We start from the raw sequence: 16,965 nt of genomic DNA, 5'->3' as shown, positions 1-16,965 counted from the left end.
GATCTGGCGCATCGCCGTTCGTCGTGGGAGTATGGAGGCCGCAAAACGGTGTCCAGAATTCTCAACTACAACGGAGATCCACCATGACTGTCAAACCGATTCCAGAAGATATGCGTTCCGTCACCCCGCACCTGGTTTGCGAAGGCGCCGCCGACGCCATTGCTTTCTATAAGAAAGCCTTCAACGCCGTCGAAACCGCCCGTATGCCAGGGCCTGGCGGCAAAATCATGCACGCCCAGATCAAAATCGGCGATTCCAATATCATGCTGGTCGACGACTTCCCGGACATGGGCTGCTTCGGTCCGAAACACCTGAACGGCTCGCCCGTTACCCTGCACCTGTACGTGGAGGACGTCGACGCAGTCTACAAGCGGGCGGTCGACGCCGGCGGCACTGCCAAGATGCCGCCCGCCGATATGTTCTGGGGCGACCGCTACGGCGTGCTGGTGGACCCGTTCGGCCATAACTGGTCGATCGCCACGCACAAGCGCGACCTGACGCCCGAGCAGATGCAGGAAGAAATGAAAAAAACCATGCCCGAATGCGGCAAAGCTTGATCAACTTTTAGGAGACACCGTTATGCGATTCATGCTCATCGTCAAGGCCAGCCCGGAATCCGAAGCCGGCAAGATGCCCCGCACCGAACTGCTCGAAGCCATGGGCAAGTTCAATGAAGAACTGGTGAATGCCGGCGTACTGCTGGCCGGCGAAGGCCTGCACCCAAGTTCGCGCGGCGCCCGCGTGCACTTCTCGGGCAACAAGCGCACCGTGATCGACGGCCCGTTCTCGGAAACCAAGGAGCTGATCGCCGGCTTCTGGCTGATCCAGGTCAAGTCGCTGGACGAAGCCATCGAATGGGTCAAGCGCTGCCCTAACCCGATGGAAAGCGATTCCGACATCGAAATCCGCCAGGTGTTCGAGGCCGAAGACTTCGGCGCCGAGTTCACGCCGGAACTGCGCGAGCAGGAACAGCGCATCGCCGACAAGATCGCCGCGCGCGCATAAAGGAGATTGCAATGCAGTACATGGTAATTCGCAAGGCCGACGCCGCGTCGGAACTGGATGATTTTCCATCCGCTGAACTGGTGCGGGCCGTACCGGGTGCCAAGTGGCTGCGTTGCAGCGCCGACGGCGGCCTGCGAATGCGCCGCCGCGACGGCCAGTGGCTATATGAGGAAGGCCCGTTCGACGATGTGAGCGTGGCCGGCTTCACCTTCATCGATGCCGAAGACCGGCGCGCCGCCAGCGAACTGGCTGCGCGCTGGCCGAGCACCGACGCGGAAGGCGGCGCCACCGTCGAAGTGCGCGAGGCGGGCTGCCCCGGCGGCTGCGTCGGTTTCGACACCGGCAAGGCGCCCAGCCACACTGCCTGGGCCATCCTGCTGCGCTCAGATCCCGTCGCGGAGCAGGACTTTGAGCCGCCGGCCGCCATCATCGACATTATGAACCGCGCCAACCAGGCCGGTGTGGCGGCTGGCATCGCCCTGTCCGGCGAGGGCCTGAAGTCGACAGCGCGCGGCGCGCGCGTCAAGTTCAGCGGCGGCAAGCCCTTCATCACCGACGGTCCGTTCGCCGAAGTGAAGGAACTGATCGCCGGCTACTGGGCTGTCGACGCCGCATCGCGCGACGAGGTGATTGCCTGGGTCAAGTCCTATCCCTACCCTAACCCGGGCGATATGGAAGTGGAACTGCGCAAGGTCGCGCTTTAAGCGCGGGTAGTGGTCGAGCCGCGCAGCACCAGCTGCGCGTCGATCACCGTCAGCGGCTCTACTTCCTGGCCCTCGATGGAGGCGAGCAGCTTCTGCATCGCCGCAGCGCCCATGCGTTCACTATGCAGGTCAACACTGGTCAGGCCCGGCGTGGCGAAGCTGCCGTACTGGATGTTGTCGAAGCCGGCCACGGAAATATCGTCCGGCACATTGAAGCCCAATTCCTGCGCACCTTTCAGGAAGCCCAGCGCCGTCAGGTCGTTGTAGCAGACCAGCGCATCGGGCGGCTGGCGGCCCAGCATGATGGCCGAGGACAATCTTTCGCCGCCGTCGGCGCTTGGCGCATCGGCTTCGAACACCGTCAGCTCCAGGCCGAGCGCCGCCAGTGCCTCGCGCACGCCGGCCATGCGTTCGCGGTCGCGGCGCGATGGGGCGAAGCTGAGGTAGGCCACCCGCTTATGGCCCTGCGTCAGCAGGTGGCGCGTCACCATGAAGGCGCCCAGCTGGTCGTCGCTGGCCACGGCAGGCAGCGCCAGGCGTTCGGGACGGCCAAAATAGACGGCAGGACGGTCCAGCGCCAGCAGCCAGCCCAATTCTTCTTCCGGCGTGCGCGAATACACGATCATGCCGTCCACGCGCCGGCTCAGCGCCTCCAGCAACTGGCGTTCGCGCTCCTGGGTTTCCTCGGTATCGACCAGCAGTACGGTGTAGCCATGCGCCTGGGCCACACGGTTGGCGCCTTTGACCACGCTGGTGAAGTGCGGGTTGGTGATATCCAGCACAGACAGGCCGATGGCCTTGGTACGGCCGGTGATCATCGACTGCGCCATCGGGTTGGAGCGGTAGCCCAGTTGCTCGATGACGCTGGTCAGGCGGGCTTCGACTGCCGGTGAAAAGCGCTGCGTGCCGTTGACGAACTTGGAGACCGTGGCCGTGGAAACCCCTGCGGCGGTGGCTACATCGCGGATTGTCGCTACGCTCTTCTTCATTGCCCTGGTTTTCGATCGAAAAGAGATTGAGTTTATCATGCTAAAGTAGATGCATGAACGACAACAGCATCCACCGCACCATCGTCGCCGTCTGGCGCATTGAAGAAGCCAAGATCATCGCCGTCCTCACGCGCATGCTGCGCGACGTGGCGCTGGCGGAGGAAATGGCGCAGGAAGCCATGGTCAGCGCACTGGAGACCTGGCCGGAAAACGGCACGCCGGAGCGCCCGGCGGCATGGCTGATGCAGGCGGCGAAAAACAAGGCGCTCGACTACCTGCGCCACCAGAAGCTGGCGCAGGAAAAAGAGCCGGAACTGACCTATGAAATCGAAGGCCTGCTGCAGGACGCCGCGCCCGACCTGGAGCGCGAGCTGGACGACAATATCGGCGACGACCTGCTACGCCTGATCTTCATTTCCTGCCACCCGGTGCTGACCATGGAAGCGCGCGTGGCGCTGACCCTGCGCCTGCTGGGCGGCCTGACCACGGACGAAATCGCGCGCGCCTTCCTGGCGTCGGAAGCGACGGTGGCGCAGCGCATCGTGCGCGCCAAACGCACGCTGGGCGACGCCAAGGTACCGTTCGAGGTGCCGCGCGGCGCCGAGCTGGAAGAGCGCCTGGCGGCCGTGCTGCAGGTGATCTACCTGGTCTACAACGAAGGCTATTCGGCCAGCGCGGGCACCGACTGGATGCGCCCTGCCCTGTGCAATGAGGCGTTGCGCCTGGGTCGCATCCTGGCCGAGCTGGCGCCGGACGAACCGGAGGTGCACGGCCTGGTGGCGCTGATGGAAATCCAGTCGTCCCGTTCGCGCGCCCGCACCGACGCGCAGGGCAAGCCGGTGCTGCTGCTGGAACAGGACCGTACGCGCTGGGACCAGATGCTGATCCGGCGCGGGCTGGCGGCGCTGGAGCGGGCGCAGGCCCTGGGGCGGGTGCCGGGACCGTATCTGCTGCAGGCGGCGATTGCGGCCTGCCACGCGCGGGCGCGGCGCGCCGAGCAGACCGACTGGCAGATGATCGCCGACCTGTATCACGCGCTGGCAACGCGTGCGCCGTCGCCGGTGGTGGAACTCAATCGCGCGGTGGCGTTGGCCATGGCTTATGGACCGGCGGTGGGGCTGGAACTGGTGGACCAGCTGCTGGACGAGCCGGCGCTCAAGCAGTACCACCTGCTGCCCAGCGTGCGCGGCGACCTGCTGTTCAAGCTGGAGCGCCAGAAGGAGGCCCGGGTGGAATTCGAACGGGCGGCGGCGCTCACCCAGAATGAGCGCGAACGCGACCTGCTGCTGGCGCGGGCGGCCGCCTGCCAGGCCTAGGCGCTCTCCAGCGCCCCATCGCCGCGCGTACGCAGGTAGCGCGGCAGGTCGTCGCAAATCGCCTCCCAGTGCAGGCGGCTGCCGGCAAAGGTGTGGTCTTCCGGCGGCAAAGCTTCCGGATCGTCCAGGCTGCAGGTGGTGATGTCGATTTCCTGCGGCGTGCGGCCGTCGGCGAAAGTCAGCTGGGTGCCGCACACGCCGCAGAACTCGCGCCGCACGCCGGGACTGGAATGGAAGGCCGAAGGCTGGCCGCGCACATAGCGGAACTGGGCGCGCGCTACGCTGAACCACGCCACGCTGGGCGCACCGCACACCCCGCGGCACATCGAACAATGGCACCAGGTGCAGTTCAGCACCGGCGCATCCGCCTCATAGCGCACCGCGCCACAAAAACAGCCGCCCAGGTACATAGGGCCTCCCTACTCCAGCAGCTTGGTCATCAGCAGTTCCGCCGATCCGTAGCCGTACAGCGAATCGCTTTCCAACCCCTCCGTGTCATAGGGCACGGACACTTCGCGCTCCGGCTTGGCCGGATCGTCGCCGTACGTGGCCTGCCAGGCCCGTTTCAATGCATCGGCGCGGCGGATAAACATCGGTACCGGCCACGCTTCGCGCTGGAAGCCGACGGTATTCCCGATCACCGGCCAGCGCCCGTTCGCAACCGCGATATCTCCGGTGCGGATTACCTTCAACGCGTCACTGGCCGACAGGTCCTGCACATCGGCCAGCGTCGGCAAGGTCCAATGCGTCGGCCCGAACAGATAAGCCAGCATGACCTTCCCCTGCGGTGACAGGCGCGCCACCAAACCTGTGGCATAACCGCCATTCCTGAGCGGGACGGCAAACCAGCTGCCCTCCCGGTACGGCTGCAACTTCATTCAATTCCTTTACTCGTAATGATACTGGGCGGCAATGGGGCCCGCTTTGAACAGCGCATCCTTCATTTCCTTATCCAGTTTCGGGTCGCGCCGCCTTACCCATTCCAGCAGCATCGCAATCTGCTTGCGCGTGGAATCGCGGTGGCTGGCCATGACCAGCTTCAGCTCGGGGTCGGTGCACGTTTCAATGCGCTGGTTATGCAAATCCAGTGCTTCGATTTTCTCGCTCAGCGACGTCAAGGCACGGTGCATGTCCAGCACCTGGGCATTGAGGTAATCGCGCGGCTCGACCACGTGTTCCTGTGTCATATCTCACTCTCCTTAGGCGTACGGATACACGCATTGTCAGCCTGCGGCGCGGATTTCTCAAGTGTAGCAAGGCCGTTTTGGGAGTGTCGCACGGCTGGGCGGGAATTGCGCGATAATGCCGGGCACTATGCAAAACTTTGAATTCCACAACCCGACCCGTGTCATTTTCGGCAAGGGCCAGATCGCCGCCCTGGCGAAACATATTCCCGCCACCGCCCGCGTGCTGATGCTCTACGGCGGCGGCAGTATCAAGACCAATGGCACCTATGACGAGGTGCGCGCCGCGCTGGCCGGCCTGGCCCATCCTGTGCTGGAGTTTTCCGGCATCGAGCCGAATCCGCGCTACGAAACGCTGATGAAAGCAGTCGAGCTGGTGCAGCGCGAGAAGATCGACTTCCTGCTGGCCGTCGGCGGCGGCTCGGTGGTGGACGGCACCAAATTCGTCGCTGCGGCGGCGCTGTTCGACGGCGACCCGTGGGACATCCTGAAAATCGGCGGCAAGGCCGTGAAGGGCGCCCTGCCCTTCGGCGCCGTGCTGACGCTGCCGGCCACCGGTTCGGAAATGAACAGCGCCAGTGTGGTCAGCCGCGCTTCGACGCAGGAAAAACGCGCCTTCATGTCGCCCCACGTCTACCCGCGCTTCTCGGTGCTGGACCCGGCCAAGACCCTGACCCTGCCGCTGCGCCAGGTCGGCAATGGCGTGGTGGATGCCTTCGTGCACACCACCGAGCAATACCTGACCTACCCGGCCAACGCGCCGGTGCAGGACCGCTTCGCCGAAGGCCTGCTGCAAACTTTGCTGGAACTGGGTCCGCAAGTGCTGGAGCGCCCGGACGACGTCGAAGTGCGCGCCAATATCATGTGGACGGCCACCATGGCGCTGAATGGCCTGATCGGCGTCGGCGTGCCGCAGGACTGGGCTACCCACGGCGTCGGCCACGAGCTGACCGCGCTGTTTGGCCTGGACCATGCGCAGACGCTGGCCATCGTCCTGCCGGGCATCCTGCAAATCCGGCGCGAGGCCAAGCGCGGCAAGCTGCTGCAGTATGCGGAGCGCGTGTGGGGTCTCGGCGCCAGCCAGGGCAGCGAAGACGAGCGCATTGATCTCGCCATCGCGCGCACCCGCGCCTTCTTCGAGCAGATGGGCGTGCCGACCCGCCTGTCAGGTTACAGCCTGGGTCCCGAAGCCATCGACGCCACCGTGGCGGCGCTGGAAACCGCCGGCATCACCGGCCTGGGCGAACGGCGCGATATCACGCCGGCCGACGTGCGCCAGGCGCTGCAACTGAGCCTGTAGTACAATACCGCCTCGCTAGGGGTCCTCGCGCAATGTGCGCGGGGTGAGAAATACCCTCCGAACCTGATCTGGATAATGCCAGCGAAGGAAAGCGCAAGACGGTTGAAGGCCCGGGAACCCGGGCCCCGCCTCACACTCGTGCTCTCCCCGCTGGCGCACACGCACAGCAAGAGCACAATATGAACAGCACCCGCCTCACCCTGGCCGCACTGGCCATCGCTTCCGCCTTCGCCCCTGCCGCCCACGCGCAGGACCAGAAAATGACCGAAGTGGTCATCACCGCCAACCGCATCGTAGCCGACCGCGCCTCTGTCGCCGGTTTCGGCGAACAGGCTTTGCTGCAAACCCCGGCCTCCGTCAGCGTGCTGACGCGCGAACAGCTGCAGGACCTGAACATCCGCAACACCAGCGACGCCGTAAAATTCGACGCCGCCATCGGCGACGCCTACAACGCCGTCGGCTATGCCGAGCAATTCTCGATCCGCGGCTTCAAGCTCGATAACGCCAGTTCCTACCGCAAGGACGGCCATGCGATCTCCGGCGACACCCAGATCCCTCTGGAAAACAAGGAAAGCATCGAAGTGCTGCGCGGCCTGGCCGGCCTGCAGATGGGCGTCGCGGCGCCGGGCGGCATCGTCAACTACGTGACCAAGCGCCCGACCGACGCCAACCTGCGTTCCGTGGTGCTGGAAGTGAGCGAGCGCGGTTCCGTGCTGGGCACCGTGGACCTGGGCGGCCGCTTCGAAGACCGCCGCTTCGGCTACCGCATCAACGCTGCCGGCGAGCGCATGCGCTCCATCATCAAGGGCGCCGACGGCCACCGCAGCTTCGTCTCCGCCGCCTTCGACTGGCGCATCAGCCCACAGGCGCTGCTGACCGTGGACGGCGACTTCCAGAAGAAGTCGCAAAAGACCGCGCCTGGCTTCCAGCTGACCGGAGGCACCCAGCTGCCGGTGGTCGATGCCGACATCTTCCTGAACGACCAGCCATGGGCCAAGCCGGTGGAGACCGAATCGAGCAATATCGGCATCGCCTTCCAATACCAGCTCTCGCCTGAGTGGAAAGCCGCCGTCAGCGCCAACCAGCACCACTTCAAGCGCGACGACTACACCGCCTTCCCTTACGGCTGCTCGAGCGAGGAACTGTGGCCGGGCTATTGCAGCAACGGCGATTACGACGTGTACGACTACCGCAGCCTGGGCGAAGAGAAAAAGCCGCTGTCGGCCAAGGCCCAGCTGCAAGGCAAGTTCGCGACCGGCGGCATCAAGCACGAGCTGACCGGCGGCCTGTCCTTCTTCAGCAACCATGAGCGCTGGGGCGACTATGTGTACGACTACGCGGGTGTGAGCAATATCTTCCACCCGGTGGTGGTGCCGATGTCGACCGGCGTCCTGGGACCGGTGTCCGAGCGCCGTACCGACCATGAGCGTGCTGCATTCGTGCACGACATCATCGGCCTGGGCGAGCAAGTGGCGCTGCACGCGGGCGCGCGCTACGTGTCGGTGCGCCGTACCCAGGCCACCGCTGCGCCGACCAGCGACAACTTCTGGCTGCCGAATGTGTCGCTGGTGTTCAGCCCTTCCAGCAAGCTGTCCTACTATGCTTCCTACGCGCAGGGCCTGCAGCATGGCGGCGTGGCGCCGATTGAGACCAGCAACCGGAATACCGCTCTGGCGCCGGGCAAGTCGAAGCAGGTGGAAGCGGGTGCGAAGGCGGAGATCAATGGCATTTCGCTGTCGGCTGCCGTGTACCAGATCGAGCAGGGGCTGGAGTTCACCAATCCGGGCAACACCTTCGTGCGCCAGGGCGACGACCGCCACCGCGGTGTGGAATTCATGGCGCAGGGTAAGGTGTCGCGCGAATTGCTGCTGGGCGTTTCTGCTGCGGCCATTGATACCGAGCAGGATGGGACCGGGCTGGCGATTTATGACGGCAAGCGTGTGACCAATGTGCCGAACTTTAAGTCGACCGTGTGGGCGGATTATGTGGTTTCCGCTGTGCCGGGGCTGAAGCTGACTGCCAACTGGCAGTATGCGGGCAAGAAGGCTTTTGACCTGGAGAACAAGGTCATGGTGCCGGCTTACCATGTAGTGAACCTGGGTGGGTCTTATGCTACCCGCATGGGCGGTTCGTCGGTGATCCTGCGGGCGCAGGTGAAGAATGCCTTCGATAAATTCTACTGGCGTGATGTGACGCCGGATCTGGGCGGGTATCTGTTCCCGGGTGCGCCGCGTACTTTCCAGGTGTCGGCTCAGGTCGACTTTTAAACCGGTAAACCAGGGTCAGACCCAAGGGTCTGACCCTGGTTTACCGGTTCTAGAAAAGGTACTGGACGCGCATGGTGAACGAATTGGCCGGCCGTCGCGAGTTCTTCCCGAACAAGTAGGCCGCCTCGTACTTGACGCGGCCAAGCTCGCCAAACAGCGCCGGCCCGGCCCGGTGCGACTGCTGCTTCGACGGCAGCCAGTCATTCCACTTCCCCACCTCCCCAAACCCCTGCAAGCCCGGCGCGAACCACGGCTTCCAACGCTGCTTGACCTGCCACTGGTAAGCCAGCTCGGTCTCGTTCTGCAGCCCGTTATCCATCTCACGCTGGAAGAACAGGTTGAAATTGAGCTGCGTGCGCCAGACCTGCGTCTGCAGCACCGGCCCGAACTCCACGTAGTAGCCGTTGTCGCGCCGGCGCGCACGCTCCACCAGCGTATGCAGCGCCACATCCACGTCATACTGGCCCTGCGTCAGGAGGAAATCGTTCTGCCACTCCACGCCGGTGGCGCGCGTCTGGCGGCCGTTGAACTGGACCCACTGCGCGGTGACTTCGGTATACCAGCGCGACGTCACGCCATAGCCGATGCCGATCTCCGGGCTGGCTACATTGCGCGAATTTTTGTAATGGGCATTCCAGTACTTGTAGTCGATTGAAGCCTGGCCTTCCACATCGTAGGTGGTGACCATGTAGTAGCCCGTCTCCGCCAACGCCGCCAGTGGAAGCATGGCGGCCAGTACGAGCAGTCTTTTCATCGCTTCAGTCCCCTAGCAGTTGTGCTACTTGCAGTAAGCGTTCCTCGAGGCTGCCGCTGATGCGCGTGTATGGGACGCCGCGCCGGGCCAGCTCTGCGAGCAATATTGCATCAATAATACCGCTGACATCTTCCTCTTCGTGGTGAAGTCCGTCGGGTATCCATGCAAATTCCGGCTTGCAGACCAGGGTAATGTCGTATTGGCGCGACGAAGCAAGGCTTTCAAGCTGGTCGTCAATGCCGCCGAAGTAGTGGATGCTGTACACCGCCGTCATCAGCGGCGTCGTGTCGCAGAACAGGAAACGGCCGCCTTGTGCGGCCATCGCCTCCTCGCGCGCCACCTGGGTGGTAGCGATATGGAACTGGTCGCCGGCTACAGGAACGCCCTGGCGTACGTCGCAGAACTCGCGCAGGTACTCCGGCACCCACAGCGCGCCATAGCGCTCTGCCAGGGCCTGCGCCAGGGTGGTCTTGCCGGACGATGCGGCGCCGATGATGGCGACGCGGTAAGGGCGCTTCATTTCCAGACGACTGCTTCTTCCGGTTCGGCGCTGCTGCCCTGCCAGGCCAGCAGGCCGGCAATCGCCATCGCGACGAACATGCCGTACAGGACGGCGGTCAGCATCAGGCCTTTATGCACGTACAGCGCGACGTACAGCACGTCGACGATGATCCAGACATGCCAGTTCTCGATCTTCTTGCGCGACAGCAGTGCCTGGCCAACCAGGCTGCCGGCGGTCAGGAAAGCGTCCGCATTCGGCACGTCGGTATCGGTGAAGCTGCGCAGGAACCAGGCCAGCACGCCGAAGCATGCCAGCCAGGCCACGCCGGCCAGCATGCGTCCGCGCATGTCGAGCGTGGACACGCCCAGCGCCTTGCCCTGGTTCCCATGCAGCCACTGGTACCAGCCCCAGAACGACACCGATACAAACACGCCCTGCAGGGCCATGTCGCCATAAAGCTTGGCGCCAAAGAACACCACGCCGTAGGTGGCGGACGACAGGATGGCGAATAGCCAGGCCCAGTGGTTCTGGCGGATATTCAGCCACACCGTCGCCACCGACAGCACGAAGGAGACCAGCTCCAGCGGCGTGGTGGCGGCGAGGCCGAACAGGGAAATAGTCTCGTTCACTTTTTAGGGTACTTGATCTTCATTTCCTGCAGCAGGTTGTCGGCATGGTCGACTTCCTTCATCACCCACAGCATGTAGCGCACGTCCAGGTGGATGGCGCGCGTGATGTCGGTGTCGAAATACCAGTCCTTGGTGATGGACTCGTAGGTCGAATCGAAGTTCAGGCCAATCAGCTCGCCGCGCTTGTTGACGATGGCGGAACCGGAATTGCCGCCGGTGGTGTCAGCCGAGGACAGGAAGTTGACCGGCACGGTGCCCAGCACCGGATCCTTGAACTGGCCGTAGCGCTTGGCCTTGACCGCTTCCAGCAGGCCTTTCGGCGCGTCGAACGGGTCTTTGCCGGTGAACTTCTCGACGATGCCTTCCACCGTGGTGAACGGGCCCTTGGTCAGGCCGTCTTTCGGCGAATAGGCCGAGACGGTGCCGTAGGTCACGCGCAGGGTCGAGTTGGCGTCCGGGTAGACCGGCTTGCCTTGCGACTTCTTCCAGGCGATCACGGCGCCCATGTATTGCGGGATGAACTTTTCCAGGTTGCCGTCGACTTCCTTGCGGCGGTCCTCCAACGACAGCGCCACCTGGTGCATGCGCACGGCCAGCTTGATGAACGGGTCGTCGCTCTGCTCGAAGGCGGCCGGTGCGGCATCCATCCACGCCAGGCGGGCCTTGGTGTCGGCCAGCTTGGATTGCGCGTACATGGCCGGCACGGCGTCGGCGGCAGGCACCAGCGCATCCAGGCCTTGCGGATGCAGCTTGGCATCCAGCTTGGCGTAGCGCTGCAGGCCCGCCGTGTAGCGCGCCTGGTCGACCGATGCCACCAGCGACTGCTCCAGGCGGGTCAGGCGGCCCTTGATGTTGGCGATGTCGCGCTCCTGGAAGCCGGACTCGCGTTCGGCGTCCGGCTTCTGTTTTTCCAGCGCCAGGCGGTACAGGGTGCGGGCGCTCTTCAGCAGGTCGCTGTAGGTCGCCACGCCGTAGGCGAATTCCTCGCTGGTCAGCGCCATGTCGGCGGCGATGGCGGCGTCCAGCTCGGCCAGCATGGCGGCCGAAGCGTTCGGCTGCTTGCCGTACCAGGTGCGGAAGCCGGCGTCCTGGGCGTCCTTGATGGCGGCGATGTCCTTGCGCGCGAAGCCGTCCAGCAGGCCCTGGGTCTTCTTCATGCGGTTGTTGATCGACTTGACCACGGACGCGTAGCGCACCACGTCGTTCGGCTTGCCCTTGGTGGCGGCGTCGATGGCATCCAGGTCGGCCTGGTAGTCGGCCACCATGGCCGGGTAGTTGCTGTCGCGCGCGAAGCGGATTTCGACCGGCAGCTTGTAGCGGCTGGTGCGGCCCGGGTAGCCGGCCAGCAGGATCGGGTCGCCGTTCTTCAGGCCTTCGGCGGAAACCACCAGGAAGTCCTTGGATTTATACGGCACGTTGTCCGGCGACGGGTCGGCCGGACGGCCGTCCTTGCCCACGTAGGCGCGCAGGAAGGAATAGTCGCCGGTGTGGCGCGGCCATTCGTAGTTGTCGATGTCGCCGCCGTAGTTGCCGATCGATTCGGCCGGCGCGTACACCAGTCGCACGTCCTTGATCATCATCTGGCGGATGCGGTAGTACTCGGCGCCGCGGTGGAAGGCCGGCACGGAGCAGCGGTAGATCTTATCGCTTTCGCATTCCGCGATCAGGGCCTTGATGCGCTTCTTCACTTCTTCGTGGCGCGCCTTGCCGGACAGCTTGTCCAGGCCATCGTTCACGCGCGCGGTCACGTTTTCCAGCTTGTCGGTCACGTAGACGCGGGTGGTCGGGCCGCCCGGCAGTTCTTCGGCGCGGGTCTTGGCCAGGAAGCCGTTGGCGATGTAATTCTTTTCAGCGGTCGAATTGCGCTGGATGGCGCCGTAGGCGCAGTGGTGGTTGGTGACCACCAGGCCGTCCGGGGAGACGAAGGACGCCGAGCAGCCGTCCAGCGACACCATGGCGCTCATCGGGTGCTTGGACAGGTCGGCCAGGCGTTCTGCCGGGATCGTGATGCCGATGCGCTTCAGCTCCGCCTTCAATTGAGGCAGCTGGTGCGGTTGCCATTGGCCCTCGTCGGCCATGGCAGGAGCGAAAGCAGCTGCCAAAGCAGCCGAAAGTGCGATTTTTTTAAGCAAGACAATCCCCTGAACAGATAAAAGCACCGGCAGTATATGCGTTCCGGGGCCGCAGGGCTATTGACTTAATTACAACGGCAGGCGCACCGTGACGCAGCAACCGGCGCCCGGCTCATAGTCGTTCAGGGCAAAACTGCCGTGCAGGGCGTCGGCACGCTCCTGCATGCCGATCAGGCCAAAGGAACCGGGACGTTCGCGGCAGGCCGGCGCGATGCCGATGCCGTTATCCTCCACCTCCAGCACCACCGCGCCCTGCCCCACCGCCAGGCGCACCGCCACTTGCGTGGCGCGCGAGTGGCGCAGCACGTTGACCAGGGCTTCCTGCACGATGCGGAACAGCACCAGGCTCGCTTCGCTGCCGATGGCCGCCAGTTCGGCTTCGCCGGGCAATTCCAGATCGTAGCGCAGGCTGCTGCGGTGGCGGAAATCGTTGACCAGCCATTCCAGCGCCGCCGCCAGGCCCAGGTCCAGCACCGAAGGACGCAACTCGTTCATGATGCCGCGCACGCTGCGCAGGGTGGCGTCGATATTGGCCAGGGCGGCCGATACACGGCGCGCGAAGCGGGTCTGGCGGCCGGCCATGCGCTCGTTCAGCTGCACGATGTCGAGCTTGAGCGCCAACAGGTTCTGCCCCAGTTCGTCGTGGATTTCGCGCGCGATGCGCTTGCGCTCTTCTTCCTTGACCGAGGCCATATGGGCCGACAGCTGGCGCAGCTGGCCATTGGTGTGCAGCAGCTCGGCGGTGCGCTGTACCACGCGCGTTTCCAGGTTGCGGTGCAGGTCCTGCAGCGCGGTTTCGGCCTGCTTGCGGCGGCTGATGTCGGACAGCACCGCCACCAGGCCGGCCACGCTGCCGTCGGTTCCCGCCAGGGTGCGCAGCGACAGCGCCGCCTGGAACTCGCCCCCGTCCGGGCGCGCGCCCGCCAGTTCGCCCTGCCAGCTGCCGTCGTGCAGCGCCACCAGCAGCGCTTCCTCGCCGCAGATGGCGGACAGCGCGCTGCCGATCGCCTGCGCCTCGCCATAGCCGCTGATCGCGCTGAAGGCCGGGTTGACCGCCACAATCGCGCCGCCGGCATCGGCCACGGCCACGCCCTCGCCCAGCGAATCCAGGACCGCAAAGGTGCGCTGCAAGGCGGCGTCGTGCTGGCCGCGCAGCCGCACATCGGTGAGCACCATGCGGATCGCTTCGCCCGCGCGGTCCAGGTTGGCCTCGATGCGCACGCGCGCGCCGCCGAGGGCGTCGAACAGCTGCGCCTCCATCGCCGTACTGGCGCCGTCCGCGCGCAGGCCCGACAAGAGGTGGCGCAGCGCCACCTGGCTATGCGGCGCCAGGAACCGCTCCACCGCCTGCCCCGGCAAATCGTGCAGCGGCACGCCGAACAGCGCCGCCGCCGCGTGGTTGGCGCCGGCGATCATGCCGTCGCGCGCCAGCGCCAGGTAGCATACCGGCGCCTGGTCGAACAGGCCCGCATAGCGCAGCAGGCCTTGTTCGGCCTCGCGCTTCTGACGCCCAAGCTCCGCCAGCGCGGCGCTCTGGACTTCGAGTTCCAGCTGGCTGACTTGCAGCTCGTGCCATTGGCGCAGGGCGTCGGTGCGGGTCATTTGCTGACGCCTCCTTCAGGCGTCAGGCGCGCTTCCAGCAGTTTGAGTTCGGTGACGTTGACGAAGGTCAGCACCAGGCCGTCGATCACGTTATTGACGGTGCGGTAAGGCATGATGCGCACCATGAACCAGCGCCCGTCGCGGGTCGGGATCTGGCGTTCGCAGAACACCAGGCTGCGCAGCACTTCATGCGCGTCGGCTTCCATATTCGGGTACACCAGGTCGTTGGCGATATCGCTCAAAGGCCGGTTCAGGTCGGTCGCAATCAGCTTGTACAGCTGGGTGGCCTGGTTGGTGTAGCGCCGGATATTCATCTGGCTGTCCAGGAAGATCACCGCGATGTCGGTGCTGTTCAACAGGTTCTTCATATCGCTGTTGACCAGAGACAGGTCGTCCACCTTCGACTGCAGCTCGGCGTTGACGGTGTACAGCTCCTCGTTCAGCGACTGCATCTCTTCTTTCGAGGTGGTCAGCTCCTCGTTGGTCGACTGCAGTTCCTCATTGGTCGACTGCAGTTCCTCGTTGGCCGCCTTCAGTTCCTCGCGCGACGTCTGCATCTCTTCGCGCACGGCCTGCAACTCCAGGCGCGCCATGGACAGCTGCTGCTCGAGTTCCTGCGGACGCGTATCGGCGCCGCGGCTGCCGCGCTTGCGCGGCGGCACCGGCACGCCATTGAAGGTGACCAGCAGGTTGTAGCCGCTCTGGCTACCTTCCTCGCGCAGCAATTCGGCCGTCATGTCCACCAGCAGCGAGGCGGCACCGTCCTTGAACAGCAGTTCGCGCACCGTTTCCGTCGATTCGCTGCGCGTGGCGCGCTCGATCAGGTCGGCCAGCTCGTAGCGCAAGCCGTCGCGCGCCATGGCGTGGATATTCCAGTTGGCGCGGCCGGCCGCCGGCTCCAGGAAGGTTCCGGTACGGCCATGGATATACAGGATATCGCCCTCGGCGTTGATCATGACCGCTGCCGGCGTATGGGCCTTGAGCAGCAATTGCTCTACTTGTGTCTGGATATTGCCATTCATGGTGATGGTGGTAACTTCGGTGGAACTCGGTTGCGCGGCCTTCGCGATCTTGGTCGGGAAATAGTTCGCCACGCGCTGCGTGTTGGCGTCCAGGCGGCGGTAGATGCGTCCGCAACCTGGCACTGGGCAGAACAATTCGTTATAGCTGCCCGGCGTGTCGGCACTGCCCAGCACCAGCAAGCCTTCCGGTTTCAAGGCGTAATGAAACAACGGTATCAGCTGCTCCTGCAGCTTTGGGTTGAAATAGATTAGCAGATTGCGGCAGCTAAGAATATCGAGTTTGGTGAACGGCGGATCGGAAATGATGTTCTGCTGCGCGAAGATGATCATATTGCGCAGCTCCTTGCGGATGCGGTAGCCGGCACCGTCCGCGATGAAGTAGCGCTGAAGCCGCGCCGGCGAGAGCGCATCCTCCACGCCGCGCGCAAACACGCCCTGGCGCGCTTTGTCGATGGCATCGCCATGCAGGTCGGTGGCAAAGATCTGCAGCGAGTATTTGCCGGTCTCATTGACCTTCGACATCGCTTCGTCAAACACCATGGCCAGGGTATAGGCTTCCTCGCCGGTGGAGCAGGCCGGCACCCAGGCCTTGAAAGCCGCGCCGTCTGGATTGGCATCCAGCAGCTGCGGAATGGTCTCGCTGCGCAGGTGCTCCCACACGGCTGGGTCGCGGAAGAAGCTGGTCACGCCGATCAGCATCTCGCGGAACAGCAGCTGCACTTCGCCCGGATTCTCGCGCAGGAAGGCAACGTAGGATTCCATCGAGTCCAGCTGGTGCAGCTTCATACGCCGTTCGATACGGCGCAGCACCGTGCTCATTTTGTACTCTGTGAAGTTGTTGCCGGTGTGGCGCTGCAGCAGCGACATCAATTCGCGCAGGGCCTGGCGCCGCGCGCGCGCCGCGCCGTGGGCCCCGCCGTGCGGCACCGAACGCACCTGGCATAGCCACATCGGCATGGCGCCCGGTGGCGCCACGAAATCGGCCACGCCGGCGGAAATGGCGCTGCGCGGCATCGAATCGAACTTGGCCGACAGCGGCTCCTGCGCCAGCGTCACGCCGCCGGCTTCCTGGATGGCGCGCAAGCCCGCCGTGCCATCGGTCCCCATGCCGGAGAACACCACCCCGGCCGCCGCCTGCCCTTTTTCTGCGGCCAGCGCGCGGAAGAAGGAATCAATCGGATAGCGGCCGTGGCTTTCCGATACCTCCACCGGCATCAGCTTGTCGTTGGCGAAGGCCAGGTCGGAATTGGGCGGCGCCACGTAGACATGGTCGGGCCGCACTTCGATCGACTCGGCGATCTCGCACACTTCCATGGTGGTGATACGGCGCAGCAGTTCCGGCAGCAAGCCGCGGCGCGAAGGATCCTGGTGCTGCAGCACGATGAATGCCATCCCGGTGCGGGACGGCATCGACGCAAGGAATTCAGAGATTGCGTCCAGCCCGCCGGCCGATGCGCCCATGCCGACGATCTGCACCGCCTGGCGGTGGCGCAGACCATCGATGGCATCGGACTCCGATGAAACTAAGGGGTTGGTCATCCCACCATGATGCCAGTGCC

At 64.5% G+C, this 16,965-nt stretch carries 16 protein-coding genes and 1 riboswitch; of the genes, 6 read left to right on the top strand and 10 right to left on the bottom strand.

Annotation, left to right across the window (positions count from 1 at the left end):
• Positions 1-83 precede the first annotated feature (83 nt).
• From AAHE99_RS12730 to AAHE99_RS12720, 3 genes are read left to right on the top strand one after another with little or no spacing between them, the layout of a single operon-like run.
• A complete protein-coding gene (locus tag AAHE99_RS12730) occupies positions 84-557 on the top strand; it encodes a VOC family protein (protein WP_342117687.1) in 474 nt (157 codons plus the stop codon).
• A 22-nt stretch (positions 558-579) separates the two neighbouring features.
• Positions 580-1,005, top strand: a complete 426-nt coding sequence (locus AAHE99_RS12725) for a YciI family protein (protein WP_342117685.1) — start codon at positions 580-582, stop codon at positions 1,003-1,005.
• 11 nt (positions 1,006-1,016) lie between these two features.
• Positions 1,017-1,709 carry a YciI family protein gene (locus tag AAHE99_RS12720; RefSeq protein ID WP_342117683.1) on the top strand — a complete coding sequence of 231 codons (693 nt, stop codon included), beginning with the start codon at positions 1,017-1,019 and terminating at the stop codon, positions 1,707-1,709.
• Here AAHE99_RS12720 and AAHE99_RS12715 read toward each other — a convergent pair.
• Positions 1,706-2,698 carry a LacI family DNA-binding transcriptional regulator gene (locus AAHE99_RS12715; RefSeq protein ID WP_342117681.1) on the bottom strand — a complete coding sequence of 331 codons (993 nt, stop codon included), beginning with the start codon at positions 2,696-2,698 and terminating at the stop codon, positions 1,706-1,708. The genes AAHE99_RS12720 and AAHE99_RS12715 overlap by 4 nt on opposite strands.
• Positions 2,699-2,751: 53 nt before the next feature.
• Here AAHE99_RS12715 and AAHE99_RS12710 point away from each other — a divergent pair, with 53 nt between their 5' ends.
• On the top strand, positions 2,752-4,014 hold the full coding sequence (locus tag AAHE99_RS12710) for an RNA polymerase sigma factor (RefSeq protein WP_342117679.1): 1,263 nt from the start codon (positions 2,752-2,754) through the stop codon (positions 4,012-4,014).
• Here AAHE99_RS12710 and AAHE99_RS12705 read toward each other — a convergent pair.
• Genes AAHE99_RS12705 through AAHE99_RS12695 form a run of 3 tightly spaced genes read right to left on the bottom strand, consistent with a single transcriptional unit; the run spans position 4,011 to position 5,201 of the window.
• Positions 4,011-4,424: a GFA family protein gene (locus AAHE99_RS12705; protein WP_342117677.1), complete on the bottom strand. Its 414-nt coding sequence runs from the start codon at positions 4,422-4,424 to the stop codon at positions 4,011-4,013. The genes AAHE99_RS12710 and AAHE99_RS12705 overlap by 4 nt on opposite strands.
• A 9-nt stretch (positions 4,425-4,433) precedes the next feature.
• Positions 4,434-4,892, bottom strand: coding sequence for an immunity 26/phosphotriesterase HocA family protein (locus AAHE99_RS12700; protein WP_342117675.1), 459 nt, complete (start codon positions 4,890-4,892; stop codon positions 4,434-4,436).
• A 9-nt stretch (positions 4,893-4,901) separates the two neighbouring features.
• Positions 4,902-5,201, bottom strand: coding sequence for a ferritin family protein (locus AAHE99_RS12695; protein WP_342117674.1), 300 nt, complete (start codon positions 5,199-5,201; stop codon positions 4,902-4,904).
• A 127-nt stretch (positions 5,202-5,328) separates the two neighbouring features.
• On the opposite strand from AAHE99_RS12695, the gene AAHE99_RS12690 reads away from it, so the two are divergent.
• Positions 5,329-6,498, top strand: a complete 1,170-nt coding sequence (locus AAHE99_RS12690) for an iron-containing alcohol dehydrogenase (protein WP_342117673.1) — start codon at positions 5,329-5,331, stop codon at positions 6,496-6,498.
• 7 nt (positions 6,499-6,505) lie between these two features.
• A riboswitch (TPP riboswitch) is annotated at positions 6,506-6,605 on the top strand.
• Between the two features lie 72 nt (positions 6,606-6,677).
• Positions 6,678-8,765, top strand: coding sequence for a TonB-dependent siderophore receptor (locus AAHE99_RS12685; protein ID WP_342117671.1), 2,088 nt, complete (start codon positions 6,678-6,680; stop codon positions 8,763-8,765).
• A gap of 49 nt (positions 8,766-8,814) precedes the next feature.
• Here AAHE99_RS12685 and AAHE99_RS12680 read toward each other — a convergent pair whose 3' ends face one another.
• From AAHE99_RS12680 to AAHE99_RS12655, 6 genes are all read right to left on the bottom strand, one after another.
• Positions 8,815-9,519, bottom strand: a complete 705-nt coding sequence (locus tag AAHE99_RS12680; RefSeq protein ID WP_342117670.1) for a hypothetical protein — start codon at positions 9,517-9,519, stop codon at positions 8,815-8,817.
• A 4-nt stretch (positions 9,520-9,523) separates the two neighbouring features.
• Positions 9,524-10,039 (bottom strand): ATP-binding protein, encoded by a 516-nt coding sequence (locus AAHE99_RS12675; protein WP_342117669.1) that lies wholly within the window; start codon positions 10,037-10,039, stop codon positions 9,524-9,526.
• Entirely contained in the window at positions 10,036-10,650 is a 615-nt protein-coding gene (gene pnuC, locus AAHE99_RS12670) for a nicotinamide riboside transporter PnuC (protein WP_342117667.1), read from the bottom strand. Before pnuC ends, AAHE99_RS12675 begins: the two co-directional genes overlap by 4 nt.
• Positions 10,647-12,782 (bottom strand): S46 family peptidase, encoded by a 2,136-nt coding sequence (locus AAHE99_RS12665; RefSeq protein WP_446728919.1) that lies wholly within the window; start codon positions 12,780-12,782, stop codon positions 10,647-10,649. The genes pnuC and AAHE99_RS12665 overlap by 4 nt, the downstream gene beginning before the upstream one ends.
• 69 nt (positions 12,783-12,851) lie before the next feature.
• The gene (locus AAHE99_RS12660; RefSeq protein WP_342117666.1) at positions 12,852-14,384 is read right to left on the bottom strand and encodes a PAS domain-containing sensor histidine kinase; all 1,533 of its coding nucleotides are present in this window, start codon (positions 14,382-14,384) and stop codon (positions 12,852-12,854) included.
• Complete coding sequence (locus AAHE99_RS12655) at positions 14,381-16,945, bottom strand: chemotaxis protein CheB (protein ID WP_342117665.1); 2,565 nt, start codon at positions 16,943-16,945, stop codon at positions 14,381-14,383. The genes AAHE99_RS12660 and AAHE99_RS12655 overlap by 4 nt, the downstream gene beginning before the upstream one ends.
• Positions 16,946-16,965: the final 20 nt, after the last annotated feature.

Origin of the sequence: Pseudoduganella sp. OTU4001, assembly GCF_038440195.1 — a bacterium.
In the GTDB taxonomy this organism is placed as follows: Bacteria; Pseudomonadota; Gammaproteobacteria; order Burkholderiales; family Burkholderiaceae_D; genus Rugamonas.
The sequence above is the reverse complement of the archived record's forward strand: the minus strand, read 5'-3'. Positions and strand labels throughout refer to the sequence as shown.

Excerpts from the sequence above, each read along its gene's own strand:
- AAHE99_RS12690 (WP_342117673.1), top strand. The coding sequence starts at position 5,329 with ATGCAAAACTTTGAATTCCACAACCCGACCCGTGTCATTTTCGGCAAG.
- AAHE99_RS12730 (WP_342117687.1), top strand. The coding sequence starts at position 84 with ATGACTGTCAAACCGATTCCAGAAGATATGCGTTCCGTCACCCCGCAC.
- AAHE99_RS12695 (WP_342117674.1), bottom strand. The coding sequence starts at position 5,201 with ATGACACAGGAACACGTGGTCGAGCCGCGCGATTACCTCAATGCCCAG.
- AAHE99_RS12715 (WP_342117681.1), bottom strand. The coding sequence starts at position 2,698 with ATGAAGAAGAGCGTAGCGACAATCCGCGATGTAGCCACCGCCGCAGGG.
- AAHE99_RS12680 (WP_342117670.1), bottom strand. The coding sequence starts at position 9,519 with ATGAAAAGACTGCTCGTACTGGCCGCCATGCTTCCACTGGCGGCGTTG.
- AAHE99_RS12705 (WP_342117677.1), bottom strand. The coding sequence starts at position 4,424 with ATGTACCTGGGCGGCTGTTTTTGTGGCGCGGTGCGCTATGAGGCGGAT.
- AAHE99_RS12675 (WP_342117669.1), bottom strand. The coding sequence starts at position 10,039 with ATGAAGCGCCCTTACCGCGTCGCCATCATCGGCGCCGCATCGTCCGGC.
- AAHE99_RS12725 (WP_342117685.1), top strand. The coding sequence starts at position 580 with ATGCGATTCATGCTCATCGTCAAGGCCAGCCCGGAATCCGAAGCCGGC.
- AAHE99_RS12685 (WP_342117671.1), top strand. The coding sequence starts at position 6,678 with ATGAACAGCACCCGCCTCACCCTGGCCGCACTGGCCATCGCTTCCGCC.
- AAHE99_RS12710 (WP_342117679.1), top strand. The coding sequence starts at position 2,752 with ATGAACGACAACAGCATCCACCGCACCATCGTCGCCGTCTGGCGCATT.
- AAHE99_RS12655 (WP_342117665.1), bottom strand. The coding sequence starts at position 16,945 with ATGACCAACCCCTTAGTTTCATCGGAGTCCGATGCCATCGATGGTCTG.
- AAHE99_RS12660 (WP_342117666.1), bottom strand. The coding sequence starts at position 14,384 with ATGACCCGCACCGACGCCCTGCGCCAATGGCACGAGCTGCAAGTCAGC.
- AAHE99_RS12700 (WP_342117675.1), bottom strand. The coding sequence starts at position 4,892 with ATGAAGTTGCAGCCGTACCGGGAGGGCAGCTGGTTTGCCGTCCCGCTC.
- AAHE99_RS12720 (WP_342117683.1), top strand. The coding sequence starts at position 1,017 with ATGCAGTACATGGTAATTCGCAAGGCCGACGCCGCGTCGGAACTGGAT.